The sequence below is a fragment of the Achromobacter sp. UBA2119 genome (genome assembly GCF_002331005.1).
Taxonomy (GTDB): domain Bacteria; phylum Pseudomonadota; class Gammaproteobacteria; order Burkholderiales; family Burkholderiaceae_B; genus Achromobacter; species Achromobacter animicus.
On sequence record NZ_DCYD01000008.1, the window covers coordinates 76,922 to 90,261 of the forward strand.

The 13,340-nt window shown below is 68.2% G+C and carries 11 protein-coding genes; 5 read left to right on the forward strand and 6 right to left on the reverse strand.

The window, feature by feature from the left end:
* Positions 1-25 precede the first annotated feature (25 nt).
* Positions 26-1,453 (reverse strand): amidase, encoded by a 1,428-nt coding sequence (locus tag B3098_RS04105; protein WP_286891921.1) that lies wholly within the window; start codon positions 1,451-1,453, stop codon positions 26-28.
* 96 nt (positions 1,454-1,549) lie between these two features.
* The gene (locus tag B3098_RS04110) at positions 1,550-2,854 is read right to left on the reverse strand and encodes an MFS transporter (RefSeq protein ID WP_286891923.1); all 1,305 of its coding nucleotides are present in this window, start codon (positions 2,852-2,854) and stop codon (positions 1,550-1,552) included.
* An 82-nt stretch (positions 2,855-2,936) separates the two neighbouring features.
* On the opposite strand from B3098_RS04110, the gene B3098_RS04115 reads away from it, so the two are divergent.
* Positions 2,937-3,941 carry an Lrp/AsnC family transcriptional regulator gene (locus B3098_RS04115; RefSeq protein ID WP_286891925.1) on the forward strand — a complete coding sequence of 335 codons (1,005 nt, stop codon included), beginning with the start codon at positions 2,937-2,939 and terminating at the stop codon, positions 3,939-3,941.
* 100 nt (positions 3,942-4,041) lie between these two features.
* On the opposite strand, the gene B3098_RS04120 is transcribed toward B3098_RS04115, so the two are convergent.
* From B3098_RS04120 to B3098_RS04130, 3 genes are read right to left on the reverse strand one after another with little or no spacing between them, the layout of a single operon-like run.
* Positions 4,042-6,531 (reverse strand): branched-chain amino acid ABC transporter ATP-binding protein/permease, encoded by a 2,490-nt coding sequence (locus B3098_RS04120; protein WP_286891926.1) that lies wholly within the window; start codon positions 6,529-6,531, stop codon positions 4,042-4,044.
* A complete protein-coding gene (locus B3098_RS04125; RefSeq protein ID WP_175124925.1) occupies positions 6,531-7,409 on the reverse strand; it encodes a branched-chain amino acid ABC transporter permease in 879 nt (292 codons plus the stop codon). The genes B3098_RS04120 and B3098_RS04125 overlap by 1 nt, the downstream gene beginning before the upstream one ends.
* 27 nt (positions 7,410-7,436) lie before the next feature.
* The gene (locus B3098_RS04130) at positions 7,437-8,627 is read right to left on the reverse strand and encodes an ABC transporter substrate-binding protein (RefSeq protein WP_286891930.1); all 1,191 of its coding nucleotides are present in this window, start codon (positions 8,625-8,627) and stop codon (positions 7,437-7,439) included.
* Positions 8,628-8,857: 230 nt separating this feature from the next.
* Between B3098_RS04130 and B3098_RS04135 the strand changes: the two genes are divergently transcribed.
* The 3 genes from B3098_RS04135 to B3098_RS04145 are packed head-to-tail and all read left to right on the forward strand — an operon-like array spanning position 8,858 to position 11,209.
* The gene (locus tag B3098_RS04135; RefSeq protein ID WP_286891932.1) at positions 8,858-9,814 is read left to right on the forward strand and encodes a polysaccharide deacetylase family protein; all 957 of its coding nucleotides are present in this window, start codon (positions 8,858-8,860) and stop codon (positions 9,812-9,814) included.
* A gap of 8 nt (positions 9,815-9,822) precedes the next feature.
* Positions 9,823-10,575, forward strand: coding sequence for a GntR family transcriptional regulator (locus tag B3098_RS04140; RefSeq protein ID WP_175136845.1), 753 nt, complete (start codon positions 9,823-9,825; stop codon positions 10,573-10,575).
* A 1-nt stretch (position 10,576) separates the two neighbouring features.
* Entirely contained in the window at positions 10,577-11,209 is a 633-nt protein-coding gene (locus B3098_RS04145; RefSeq protein WP_175124929.1) for a flavin reductase family protein, read from the forward strand.
* Positions 11,210-11,213: 4 nt separating this feature from the next.
* Here the strand turns inward: B3098_RS04145 and B3098_RS04150 are convergent, their stop codons facing one another.
* On the reverse strand, positions 11,214-12,137 hold the full coding sequence (locus B3098_RS04150; protein WP_286891938.1) for a LysR family transcriptional regulator: 924 nt from the start codon (positions 12,135-12,137) through the stop codon (positions 11,214-11,216).
* 124 nt (positions 12,138-12,261) lie between these two features.
* Here B3098_RS04150 and B3098_RS04155 point away from each other — a divergent pair, with 124 nt between their 5' ends.
* On the forward strand, positions 12,262-13,242 hold the full coding sequence (locus tag B3098_RS04155) for a tripartite tricarboxylate transporter substrate binding protein (protein WP_286891939.1): 981 nt from the start codon (positions 12,262-12,264) through the stop codon (positions 13,240-13,242).
* Positions 13,243-13,340 lie beyond the last annotated feature (98 nt).

Genomic DNA, 13,340 nt, shown 5'->3' on the forward strand with positions numbered 1-13,340 from the left:
ATTTCTGCCGTGGCTGCGCGCGGCGTCAAAGTCCCCAGGCCGACAGATCCGGATGCAGGGGCGTGGGAGACAGCACGGTTTCCAGTGCCGCCGCGCAGTCCAGCAGCCCCGCGTCAGCGCCAGCGGGCGCCAGCAGTTGCACGGCGCAGGGCATGCCGCCGGCATCAAGCCCCGCCGGCAGCGCAATCGCCGCCGCGCCGAGGAAGTTGGCCGGGCGCAGCAGCTTGCCCAGGCCGGCGTGGCGCGTGTCCTGCGGGTCCAGCGCCTGGGCGGCCTGATCGATGGCGGGCATGAGCAGTGCGTCCACGCCCTGCATGGCGCTGTCGAAAGCCGCCATGTCGGCCTGGCGGCGCAGCAGCGCGGCCTCGTAGCTGGCCTGCGTGATCCGGCCGCCAGCGGCGATGCGCGCGCGCACCACGTCCCACAACGGTTGCGAGGCGTCTTCGGCCAAAGCGCCGAAATAGCGGAAGGCCTCGTACGCCAGCACCAGCGAGTTGTCTTCCGCCATGCGCGCAAACGACAGCGAGGCGGGCGGGTGCCAGGCGGTGGGCGTGAAGCCAGCCTCGGCCAGGCGTCCCTGCGCCGCGTGCCAGGTTTGCAGCGCCTCGTCGGTCAGCGGGGCCGGCCAGGCCTGCGGCGCCAGTACGGCGACGGCGCCCGGCTGGCGCGCGGCGGTGTGACGCAGGCTGGTGAAGCGGGCGGCCGGCAGCGCCAGCGTGGCGCCGTCATCGACGTCCGGGGCGGCCAGCAGTTGGGTCAGGAGACGGGCGTCGCCAACGCTGCGCGCAATCGGGCCCAGCACGTCCAACGTGTCCGACAGCGGCAGGCAGCCCGCGCGGCTGATAAGGCCGGAGGACGGCTTGTAGCCGACCACGCCATTCAACGCCGCCGGCGCGCGCACCGAGCCGCCGGTGTCACCGCCCAGCGCCAGCGGCGCCAGACCGGCCGCGACCGCGACGCCCGCGCCGCTGGACGAGCCGCCCGGCGCGCGCGCCACCGTTGCGTCCCACGGATTGCGGGCGGTGCCCTGCGTCGGGTTCTTCCCCGACAGTCCGAACGCGAACTCCGTCATGCGCGTCTTGCCCAGGATCACCATGCCTTGCGCCGCCAGCCCGCGCGTTGCCGCGGCGGTTTCTGTGCTGACGACGCCGGCGCGAGCCTGCGAGCCGCCGGTGCACGGCGTGCCTTCCCACTGCACGCTGTCCTTCACCGCGACCGGCACGCCATGCAGCGGGCCCAGCGTGATGCCGGCGTCCAGCAAACGGTCTGCCGCCTCAGCCTGCGCCAGCGCGCGCTCGGCCGTGACCACGCTGTAGGCGGCCAGTGCGGCGCCGCGCTCGATGCGGTCGAGGAAATGCAGGGTAAGGTCGCGCGACCGGAGCTTGCGCTCGCGGATGGCGCGGGCAAGCTGGCGGGCGTCCTGGAAATGCAGAGTGGTGTCTTGGGCGGGCATGTGTCTCGTCGAAATGGAAAAAGCCTTCCGGTCCTCGGCGGGACCGGAAAGCGATCTGATCGGGATGGCTGGGTGGGATGGCCTACCGGGGCTGGTCTATTTCAGGACCTGGCCTTTCGTCTCAGGCATGCGGATGAAGGTGATCAGCGTGATCACGGCGCCGGCCAGCACGTAATAGAAGAACCAGCTCTCCATGCCCTTGCTTTGCAGCCAGGTCAGCAGGTAGGGCGTGGTGCCGCCCAGCAGCGCGACGACCAGGTTGTACGGCGTGCCGATGCCGACGGCGCGCACGCTGGTGGGAAACTGCTCGGACATGATGGCCGGGGCGATCGCGGTGTACATCGCGTAGAGCACCAAACCGAACAGTTCGACGGCCAGGATCGAACCGAATGACGGCCCGAGCGTGGTCATGACCGGATAGAAGAAGATCAGGTAACCGGCGGCAAAGAAGATCAGTTGGGGCTTGCGGCCGATGCGGTCGGACAGCATCCCGAACAGCGGCTGCACCAGCATGAATACGATCAGCGCGACGGTGTTGGCCGCAAACGCGGTCTTGGGGTCGGCGCCAACCTGCCGGATGGCGTAGGTGGGCACGTAGGCCACGAAGATGTAGAACGCGAACGTGGTCAGGACCGAGAAGCCGACGATGCGCAGCACTTCGCGCGGATGGTCGCGCAGCAGCGTGCGCAGCGGCTGCTTTTCGACGCCGGCCTTCTTGGCGTGCGAGAAGGCTTCGGTTTCCGGGATGGCGCGGCGGATCCACATGCCGGCCAGGCCGCCCAGCGCGCCCAGCATGAACGGGATGCGCCAGCCCCACTCGGCCATGTCGGCCTTGGTGAGAACGGTGGTCAGGATCCAGCCCACGGCCGAGGCGGCCAGGATGCCGACCGCGGCGCTGAAGAAGACGAAGCTGGAATAGAAGCCGCGCTTGTTCGGCGGCGCCATTTCCGCCAGGAAGGTCGTGGCCGAGGCATACTCTCCGCCCAGCGACAGGCCTTGCAGCAGGCGCGCGGCGGTCAGCAGCAGCGGCGCAGCGATGCCGATGGTGGCGTAGGTCGGCGTGATGGCGATGATGAGCGAGCCGCCCGCCATCATCAGGATCGTCAGGCCCAGCGCGGCCTTGCGGCCGTAGCGGTCGGAGAAGATGCCGAGCACCCATCCGCCCACCGGACGCATGAAGAAGCCCACCGCGAAGATGCCGAACGTCGCAAGCAGGGCAGTGGTTTCGTTGCCGGGCGGGAAGAACTGGCTGGAAAAGAAAATGGCGAACGACGCGTAGATGGTCCAATCGAACCATTCCACCGCATTGCCTACACTACCGGCCAGAATCGTGCGGCCGCGCGAAACGGGCGGGGCGCTTGCGCCTTGCGCCGCGCGCAAGGTTGCGGATGTGCTGCTCATGACGTCCTCAAATTGTGTTTTGGTTTTTGGTCAAATAGACCAGTAAATTTTGTGTTTTTATCAATGCGCGAACGTTAGATTAATGGATATGGTCACGTCAAGTAAGGGTAATTCCCTAAGCGCCGCGTTGGACGACACGGATCTCGCGTGCCTCGTCGCGCTGCAGGCGCAGCCTCGCGCGTCCTGGCGCGAGCTGGGCGCGGCGACCGGCATCGCCGAGCGAACCGTCGCGCGGCGCATCAAGCGCCTGATGGACGCGGACGCGCTGCGCGTCATCGCGGAACCGGACCCGCTGGCCACCGGCCGCGGCGTGGTGCTGCACGCCTGGGTGCGCTGCCGGTCTGGCCGGGTGCCGGACGTGGCCGACCAACTCGCGAAGCTGGACATCAGCCAGCTCGTGGTGACGCTGGCCGGTTCCGCCGATCTGATGGCCGAGCTGACGCTGGCCGACGCGGCCGATATGCCGGACGTGGTGACCCACGTGCTGCCGTCCATCGATGGGGTGGAGCACGTGGAGGCGCGGCTGGTGCTTCGGCCGTTCCGGCGCGCGGGTCAGTGGCGCATTCAACCGGCGTCTGAAGGCGATGCGGACGCGCCGCTGCTGTCCCCGCCAGCCGCGCTGACCGATCCCGAGCAGCGCATGGTGTCGCACCTGATGCGCGATGGCCGCGCCAGCCTGGCGGAGCTGGCCGAACGATCCGGCGTCAGCGAGCCCACCGCGCATCGCCTGCTGCAGAACCTGGTGGAGCGCCGCGCGCTGAGCTTTCGCGTGGAAGTCGAGCCGGCGCTGGTCGGCTTTCCGGTGGAAGCGGTGATCTCGGTGCAGGTGCGTCCGCAAACGGTGGACGCGCTGGCCGCGCATCTGGCGCTGGACCCCAATACCCGCTGCCTGTTCGGCACCAGCGGCGCTTCGCAGCTTTTCTGGCACGTGCTGTGCCGCGACAGCCTGCATCTGTGGGACGTGGTGACGCGGCGTCTGGGCGAGTTGGACGGCGTGCTGAACAGCGAAGTCGGCGTGGTGATGCGCGCACACAAGCGTTGCGGCATTGTGCGCGCGGGTGCGCGGCTGGAGGCGGACGCCGCGTGATGTTCACGCGGGGCCGCCTTCGGCCCTTCCGGCCCTTCAGACCCTTTAGACCCTTTCGGCGGCCACATTTCCAGGCGGCCGCCCAGGTTCTCCGGGTCCGCTATGCCCCGAGATAAGCGCGCGCCAGCGCGCCGTCCTTGGCAATGTCTTCCGCGGCGCCGTGCGCGGCGACCCGGCCGGATTCCAGCACGTACGCGCGATCGGCCAGGGACAGCGCCAGCGCCGCCATCTGGTCCACCAGCAGGATGGTCATCGACTCCTTGCGCAGCCGGTCCAGCGCGTCGAACAACTCGTCGATGATCTTGGGAGCCAGGCCCAGCGACGGCTCGTCCAGCAGCAGGATCACGGGCTTGGCCATCAGGCCGCGCGCGATCGCCAGCATCTGTTGTTCACCACCCGACAGCAACCCCGCGCGCTGGTGCAGCCGTTCGCGCAGCCGCGGAAAGCGGGTCAGCATTTCCTCGACACGCGCCTCGCGATCCTGCGGATGCAGGAAGGCGCCCAGGCGGATGTTGTCGAGTACGCTCAGCCCCGGAAACACCTGACGTCCTTCCGGCACCAGCACCAGGCCGCGCGCCACAATGCGATCAGCGGCCAGACCGTGCAGCTCCTGACCCTGCAGGTGCATGCCGCCTTGCGCGGGCCGGTGCAGGCCGGCCAGCGTGCGCATCAGCGTGGACTTGCCCGCGCCGTTCGCGCCCAACAGCGCCACCATCTCGCCTTGCCGGACCTGCAGGTCGATGCCGTGCAGCACGGGATTGGCGCCGTAGCCGGTTGTCAGATTGCCTACGCCCAGCACCTCGGGCGGCAGCGCCTCGCCCGCCGGCCTGCGCCGCGCGGCGGGCGCCCGGCGCGCGGCCTCGTCGCCCAGGTAGGCCTGCCGCACTTCAGGCGATTGCTGGATCTCGGCGACGCTGCCCTGCGCCAGTTCGCGTCCGGCGTCGATCGCCACGATGTGGTCGGACACGCCCATCACCAGCGTCATGTCGTGCTCGACCAGCAGCACGCCCGCGCCCGCCTCGGCAATGCGTCGCAGCAGCCCGGCAAGCCGCGTCTTGTCCTCGCGCGACAGGCCCGCTGCGGGCTCGTCCATCAGCAGCACGTCGGCATCGGTGGCCAGCGCGCGCGCAATCTCCACCAGCCGCCGGTCCACGTGCGGCAGGTCCGCCGCGGGAATGTCCAGCGCGCCTTCGTAGCCGCAGAACGCGAGCAGGGCGCGTGCGCGTTCGCGCACGTCGGGCGCCAGGTAGCGGCGCGACGCCAGCAGCCCGCCCAACCGTCCGCGCAGCATGCCCAGCGCGACGTTGTCTTCGACGCTCAGCGTGTCGAAGAGCTGCGAGGTCTGGTAGGTGCGTGCAATGCCGCTGCGCGCCACGCGATGCGCGGGCAGCGCGGCCAGCGGCGCATCGCCCAGCGCCACGCGGCCGCTGGTCGGCTGGTAATAGCCGCTCAGCATGTTGATGACGGTGGACTTGCCCGCGCCGTTGGGGCCGATCAGCGCCGTCACCGCACCGGGCGGCACCGTGAACGACACGGCTTGCACGGCGCGTACGCCGCCGAAGGTCATCGTGAGCGCGTCGGCCTGCAGCGTGCGGCGCGCGCGCGCGGTCGCAGGCAACGCGCCGTGGCGCGGCGCAAGCCCTTGCGTCTGCGCGCGCCGCCGCCAGCGCGCCAGCAGCCCAGCGGCGCCTTCGGGCGCGGCCCACAACACCACCAGCAGGAAGGCGCCGAAGAACAGCAGGCGGTATTCCTCCAGGCTGGACAGCACTTCGGGCAGCAGACCCACCACCACCGCGCCCAGCAGCGGGCCTGCCAGCGAGCCCGCTCCGCCGATGGTCACCGCTAGCACGAACAGGATGGACTGCATGAAGTTGAAATTGTGCGGCGTGATCATGCCCGTGAGCGGCGCATACAGCCCGCCCGCCAGGCCGACCACCGCGGCCGACACCATGAAGGCCACCGCTTTGACCACCAGCGGATTGATGCCGATGGATTCGCTGGCTGTCTCGCTGTCCTTGACCGCGCGCATGGCCGCGCCCCACGCGCCGCGCGACAGCAGCGCATAGCCGATCAGCGCGGCAAACACCGCCACGATGGCAAGCATGGCCACGCCGCGGTCGCCGCCCAGGCTGCCGAGGGCCGGCTGCACAATGCCCATCAGGCCGTTCTGCCCGCCCGTGACCGAGCCGCCTTCGATCAGCGCGTGTTCCACGATGAAGCCGAAGGCGATGGTGATCATCGCCAGATACGGGCCTTTCACGCGCAGCGCGGGCACGGCGAGCAGCAGGCCGAACGCGCCACACACAAGCGCGGCGGCCGGCCACGCCAGCCAGAAGCTCCATTCGGCCTGGCCGGTCAGGATCGCGACGGTGTACGCGCCGATGGCATAAAAGCCCGCGTGGCCGAACGACATCTGGCCGGTCAGACCCAGCAGCACGTTCAGGCCGATGCCGGCCAGCGCCAGCAGCGCCACATTGCCCAGCACGAAAACGTAGTAGCCGTTGACGGTGGCGGCCAGTATCAGCGCCGCCACGGCCAGCAGGGCATACAGCGCCGGCGACAGCCAGCGCATTGCGGATTGCTTGTTCATCAGACCTTCCTCACATCGGCGCGCCCGAACAGGCCATTGGGCAGCACGGCCAACATGACGATCACCAGCGTGAAGCTGATGATCTGCGTATACCCGGAGCCCAGCGCCACGGTGATCAGCGCTTCGACCACGCCAAACAGCAAGCCCGCGATCATCACGCCCCATGCGCTGGTGATGCCGCCCAGGATGGCGACCACATAGGCCTTCAAACCGAACAGCGTTCCCATGTCCGCCTGCACGTTAAAGAGCGGCGCGACCAGCGCGCCGGCCACGCCCGCGAACAGCGTGGACACCGCGAAGGCGGCCATGATGGCGTGGCGCACGGGAATGCCCATCAGCCGCGCGGCGTTCGGGTTCTGCACCACGGCCAGCAGCGCCACGCCCCAGCGCGTGCGGCGCGACAAGGTGTGCAGTGCAGCCGCCAGCGCCAGACCCACCACCGGGATCAGCAGTTGCAGCGGATAGATGCCCAGGCCCAGCCCGCCGATCTCCAGCGGCGATTGCGCCAGCGGAGAGGGCAGGCTGCGCGGCTCCTTGCCGAACGTGAACATGACCACGTTGTCCAGCACGATGCCCAGTGCCACCGTGGACATGAGCCACGCATTGGAGCCGCGGCTGGCAAACGGCCGCACCGCCAGCCGCTCCACGACCAGGCCGTACAGCGCGCAGAGCGCCAGCGCAAACAGCAGCGCCACGGCCAGCGGCCAGCCCAGCGTCTGGGCGAAGGTGTAGGTCAGCACGGCGCCCAGCATCATGGAACTGCCCTGGGCGAAGTTCACTGTGCCGGACACGGCATAGGTCAGGTAAAAGCCCAGGGCCATCAGCCCATACATGCTTCCCAGTCCCAGGCCACTGACGATGGCGGACATCAACAACATGCGCGTCTCCCGCGGCGTCTGGCCGCTTTACTGCACGCCCTTGACGGGCAGGATGCGGTTGTCGATGAACTGCGTCCACACGTAGTCGTCCTCACGCAGCGCATCGTGCGAGGTCGGCGTGAAGGGCTGCTCATACGTCTTGATCAGGCCTTCGTACTTGCCGATCTTGTAGAAGCCCTGGCGCACCGCGTCGCCATCGGTCGAGCCGGCCTGCGCGATGGCCAGCGCGGCAAGCTGCATACCGTCGTACGCGTTGGCCACGCCCACGGCCGGCGTGATGTCCTGCGGACCCTTGATGTCGGAATACTTGGTCTTGAGCGCCTGCATCACCTTGTCGCCCACCGGACCCTGCTTGCCGAAGAAGCTGTAGGTCTGCACGAAGTGCACGTTCTTGGCGTTGGGACCGGCCAGTTCCGTGAAGCGGCCGCCGGCCGGGCCCCAGTGCGACACAATCGGCACCTTCCAACCCATGCGGTCCAGCGACTTCACCACCTGCGCGGACGGACCCACGTTGCCGACCAGGAACAGCGTGTCGGCGCCGGCGGCCTTCAGGCGGCTCAGTTGCGGCACGATGTCCAGATCGTTGGGCTGGAATTTTTCGACGCCGGCGGGCGTGATCTTGGCGGTCGCCAGCGCGGCGTTCAGGCCTTTCTCGTTGGATTCGCCCCAGGGGTTGTTCACCAGGATCATGCCGGGCTTGGCGCTTTGGAACGTCTTCTGCGCGTACTGAACCATCGCGCTGTCGACGATCTCGTCCATCGCCGACACGCGGAACACGAAGTTGGGATTGCCCTTGTTCTGCGTGATGGCGGTGCCCGCGGCCCACGGTCCCATGAACGGCACCTTCTCCTGGTTCACGATGGGAACGATGGCCATCGAGACCGGCGTGTCCAGGCCGCCGAACAGCACGGCGACCTTTTCCTTGTAGATCAGCTCGCGCGCGGCGGCCATGCCCTTGGCAGGATTGCCTTCGTCGTCGCGGCGCACCAGCACGACCTGGCGGCCGTCCAACAAGCCGCCGCGCGCGTTGATCTCGTCAATGGCGATGGTGATGCCGCGCGTCAGCGCTTCGCCGGCGCGCGCCGACTCCCCGGACAGCGCGGTGATCAGACCGATCTTGATCGGGTCCGCTGCCCGCGCCGGCTGCGAGGCAAGGCCCGCGGCGAAAAGCGCGGCGGCGGCCGCGTGGCGCATGAAGGAACGACGGGTCGGGGTCATCGGGACACTCCTGAAAAAGTGGAATGAATCTTGCATGGGGTTAAGTGCTGCTTCGTTCCCTTATGCAAGATCCATGCCACCTGATCCGCGTTCATCACTGCTCGCCGCTTTCGCCCCGCCGCCGCTGGGCGCGGGCAGTGCAGACGGGATATGTGCACACCGATGTCAGGATTTTGTCGCCAAAACCGCAGCGATTTTGTTCACAATCATGCTTCAGGATTTGCACCAAAATGAATCCATCCTCGCTTCCAAGCACTAAACCGGGGCGCGACGGCAACGCCGCCTGGACGCCGCAACCGCTGGCCTGCCACGGCCGGTTCCCGTACCGCGCCATCGCGGGCCGCGCCGACTATTCGTGGCCGAACGGCGCGCGCCTGGCCGTGTACCTGGGCTTCAACATCGAGCACTTTGCGTTCGGAGAAGGACTGGGCGCGGAACTTGGCCCAGCGTCGCCCCATCCGGACGTCTTGAACTACGCCTGGCGCGAATACGGCAACCGCGTGGGCGCGTGGCGCTGCCTGGAACTCTTCGACGAGCTGCGCCTGCCGGCCGGCGTGCTGATCAACACCGCGCTGTACGAGCATTGCCCCGATCTGGTGGATGCCTTCCTGGCGCGCGGCGACGAGCTCATCGGACACGGCTACAGCAACGCGCACCGGCAGGGCGGAATGCCCGAGGCCGAGGAACGCGCGCTGCTCGCGCACTGCCGCGATCGCATCCTGCGGCACGCGGGCAGCGAGCCGGCGGGTTGGCTGTCGCCGTGGATTTCGGAAAGCCACGCCACGCCCGACCTGCTGGCCGAGGCGGGCTACCGCTACACCCTGAACTGGTGCCACGACGACCAGCCCATGCGTATGCGCACCCGCGCGGGCGACCTGTGGGCCATTCCGTATCCGCAGGAGCTCAACGACATTCCGATGATCATGGGCCGCAAGATGGACGCGCGCGATTTTGCCGATATGATCCTTGACCAGTTCGAGGAGATGCGCGCGCAGGCGGTGCGCCAGCCGCTGGTCATGGGCATTGCGCTGCATCCCTACATCGTCGGCCAGCCATACCGGTTGCGTCACCTGCGGCGCGCGCTGGCGCCACTGGCCGCCGCCCGTGACCGCGGCGAGATCTGGTTCACCACGCCAGGCGAGATCTGCCGGCATGTGGACGGCTTGCCGCCGGGTGTGATCGTTTAGGAGCCGCAGTGCCAAGTCCAACCCAATCCCGCCGCGCCGCCGCCGCGCGGTCCAAGCCCCCCAAGCCCGCCGCGGACGATGACGTCCTGCCCGACGCCGACATGGAACGCCGCATCTGCGAAGCGGTCTACGAAAGCGTGATGAGCCAGCGCCTGACGCCTGGCACCAAGCTGCCCGAGGCCGCGATCTGCGAGCTGTTCGGCGTATCGCGATCGGTGGCGCGCAAGGCGTTGCAGCGGCTGGCGCACGAGCACGTCGTGGACCTGCACCACAACCGCGGCGCGGTGGTGGCCGAACCCACGCCCGAGGACACCCGCCAGATCTTCCAGGCGCGCCGCGCGCTGGAGGCGGCCTTGCTGCCGTTGGCCGCGGCCCGCGCCACGCGCGCCGACTACGCCTCGCTGCGCAAGCAGTTGCGTGACGAGCATGCGCTGCTGCACCGCGCCGGGCAACCGGCCTGGGCACGGCAGGCCAGCGCGTTTCACGTGCGGCTGGGCGAACTGTCCGGCAACACGATCCTGCACGGCTACCTGGCCGAGCTGGTCTCGCGCTGCTCGCTCATCGTGGCGCTGTACGAGCCGCCCGGCAACGCCGCCTGCGAACACGGCGAGCACGTGCTGATCGTGGACATGATGGAGCGCGGCGACGTAGCCGAAGCCGTGCGGACCAACGACAACCACCTGGCGGACCTGGAGCGGCGCATCAGCCTTGAGCGCCCGCAGCCCGCGCAAACCCTTGCCCAGATGCTGGGACTGGCCTGACATGGAAATCGACTTCGACGCTATCACCGAATATCAGCGCTACAAGCTGATGGCCAGCCTGATCGTGCCCCGTCCGATCGCGCTGATCACGACGCTGTCCGAGACCGGCGTGGTCAACGCCGCGCCGTTCAGCATGTTCAACATGCTGGGCGAGGACCCGCCCATCGTGATGGTCAGCATCAACCGCCTGGAAGACGGCGGGCTGAAGGACACCGCGGTCAACATCGCGCGCGACCGCGAGTTCGTCGTTCACCTGACCGACGAAGCCATGGCCGAAAAGATGCACCGCTGCGGCGACCGCCTGCCCTCCGATGTCAGCGAACTGGCGCACGCGGGCCTGGACGCCGCGCCCAGCCACCGCGTCGCGCCGCCGCGTATCGTTCAGGCGCCCGTCGCCTTCGAATGCACGTTGTTCGAGACCATGGAGACCGCCAGCCGCCAGATCTTCATCGGCCAGGTGCGCTGGCTGCATGCGCGCGATGGCCTGATCGACACGGAGACGTGGCGCGTGCGCCTGCAGGATTACTTTCCGGTGGGCCGGTTTGGCGCCAGCTTTTACGTGCGGACGCGAGACCGCTACGCCATCGACGCGGAAAAGAACGCGCCGGCCAGCACGGCCATCGACGAGATCTGAGGCCTCACCACACGGCGGCGTCGGAGCCGGGTGCCCGCAGGCGGCGCGCAAAGCGTCGCGACAGGAAGTCCACGAACGCCAGCGTCTTGGCCGGCAGGTTCAGGCGGTCCGGGTACAGCGCGTGAATATCCGCGGGCGGCGTGCGCCAGTCGGTCAGCACTTCTTGCAACCGGCCCGCGCGCAGGTGCGCCGCCGTTTCCCATTCGGACCGCATGACGATGCCGTGGCCGTCCAGCGCCCATTCCAGCGCGCTCTGGCCGTCGTTTGAACTGACCGGGCCGCGCACCTTCACTGTTTCCGCGCGCGCGCCGGATTCCAGCCGCCAGGTGCCGTAGGCCACGTCGTTCTCGCGCACGACGATGCAGCGGTGGCGCTGCAGGTCGCCGGGGGCGCGCGGCTCGCCATGAATCTCCAGGTAGCGCGGCGATGCGCACAGCAGGCGCCGGTTTGAGGCAATCCTGCGCGCCGTCAGCCGCGCGTCCGGCAGGTCGCCGAAGCGCACCGCCACGTCAAAGCCTTCCTCGATCAGGTTTAGCGGCCTGTCGGTCAGGCGCATCTGCACTTCCACGTCGGGAAACTGCCTGCAGAAATCCGAAACGGCGGGCACGATGTGCGCGCGTCCAAAGCCGAACGTCGCGTTCAGGCGCAGCAGGCCCTGCGGTTGGGCGCGGGCACTGGACACCGACCGTTCCAGGGCCTGCAGATCGGCCAGGATGCGCGCGCCTTCGGCCAAGTACAGCTCGCCCTCCTGCGTGACGCTGTCACGTCGCGTGGTGCGGTTCAGCAGACGCACGCCCAGCCGCTGCTCCAGCTTGGCCAGCCGGGTGCTGATCGCGGGCGGCGTCAGCCCCAGTTCCCGCGCCGTGGCCGAGAGGTTGCCGTGCTTGACCACCAGCGAGAAGAAGGCGAGATCGGAGAGCGCGTCCATGGAGATTTATAAATTGAATTTAATAAAGATTTATAAATTCCACGAATTATAAGAACGAAACCGGCCTATACACTGGGTTCACCGATACAGAGCCGCGCCACGCGGCCACACGAGGAGACCCGAAATGAAGATAGCCAGATTGGCCGGCGCATTGTGCGCGGCCGTTGCCGCATCCTGTTGGGCCCATGGCGCTGCGGCCAACAATGCCTTTCCTGAACGCGCGGTGACGCTGATCGTGCCGTTCGCGCCGGGCGGCAGCGTGGATATCGCGTCCCGCCTGATCGCCGACGCGTGGGCGAAGGAACTGGGGCAGAGCGTGATCGTGGAAAACCGCGCTGGCGCGTCCGGCAACATCGGCATGTCGGCCGTGGCGCGCGCCGAACCCAACGGCTACACGCTGGGCATCAACACCATGTCGCTGGCGATCAATCCGGCGCTCTTCAAGAACATGCCATTCGACACCGCGAAGGATCTGCGCTCGGTGGGAACGGTGGGCACGTCCCAGCACGTGCTGACGGTCACCAATTCGTTGCCCGTCGCGTCGGTGAGCGAGCTGCTGACGTACGTGCGCGCGCGTCCCGCGAACGAACTGAGCTTTGGCTCGGCCGGTACCGGCAGCACGTTCCACATGGCCGCGGAGCTCTTCAAGTCCGTGTCCAAGACGCAGATCATGCACGTGCCGTACAAGGGCGGCGGCCCGGCCATGCTCGACACGATCAGCGGCCAGGTGCAGATGAGTTTTCCGGTGCTGTCCGCCGCCAAACCGCAGGTCGACGGCAAGAAGCTGCGCGCGCTCGGGGTGACCGGCACAAAGCGCTCGCCGCTGCTGCCCGACGTGCCGACCATCGCCGAGTCTGGTCTGCCTGGCTATGAATTCAACACCTGGTTCGTCGTCAGCGCGCCGGCCGGCACGCCGCAGGCGGTGATCGACACGCTGAACGCGAAGCTGGGGCAGGCGTTGAAAACGGACGCGCTGACGCAACGCATGCAGCGGGAGGGGTTTGAACCGCTGATCACCACGCCGGACAAGACCGACGCGATGGTGGCCGCCGAGATGACGCGCTGGTCGGGCATCGTCAAGGAAGCCGGCATCGAGGCGAACTGATCGCGCAGGATGCACCCGCAATAGCCGGCGGCAATACCGCCGGCCGCAATACCCGCCCGCGTGCACCGCGGGCGCCTCTTTCAAGCAAGGAAGCACAG

What these genes read in the sequence shown, in the direction of transcription:
- B3098_RS04130 (WP_286891930.1), bottom strand. Translation starts at nt 8,627, where the DNA reads ATGACCCCGACCCGTCGTTCCTTCATGCGCCACGCGGCCGCCGCCGCG.
- B3098_RS04135 (WP_286891932.1), top strand. Translation starts at nt 8,858, where the DNA reads ATGAATCCATCCTCGCTTCCAAGCACTAAACCGGGGCGCGACGGCAAC.
- B3098_RS04120 (WP_286891926.1), bottom strand. Translation starts at nt 6,531, where the DNA reads ATGAACAAGCAATCCGCAATGCGCTGGCTGTCGCCGGCGCTGTATGCC.
- B3098_RS04125 (WP_175124925.1), bottom strand. Translation starts at nt 7,409, where the DNA reads ATGTTGTTGATGTCCGCCATCGTCAGTGGCCTGGGACTGGGAAGCATG.
- B3098_RS04150 (WP_286891938.1), bottom strand. Translation starts at nt 12,137, where the DNA reads ATGGACGCGCTCTCCGATCTCGCCTTCTTCTCGCTGGTGGTCAAGCAC.
- B3098_RS04110 (WP_286891923.1), bottom strand. Translation starts at nt 2,854, where the DNA reads ATGAGCAGCACATCCGCAACCTTGCGCGCGGCGCAAGGCGCAAGCGCC.
- B3098_RS04145 (WP_175124929.1), top strand. Translation starts at nt 10,577, where the DNA reads ATGGAAATCGACTTCGACGCTATCACCGAATATCAGCGCTACAAGCTG.
- B3098_RS04115 (WP_286891925.1), top strand. Translation starts at nt 2,937, where the DNA reads ATGGATATGGTCACGTCAAGTAAGGGTAATTCCCTAAGCGCCGCGTTG.
- B3098_RS04155 (WP_286891939.1), top strand. Translation starts at nt 12,262, where the DNA reads ATGAAGATAGCCAGATTGGCCGGCGCATTGTGCGCGGCCGTTGCCGCA.
- B3098_RS04105 (WP_286891921.1), bottom strand. Translation starts at nt 1,453, where the DNA reads ATGCCCGCCCAAGACACCACTCTGCATTTCCAGGACGCCCGCCAGCTT.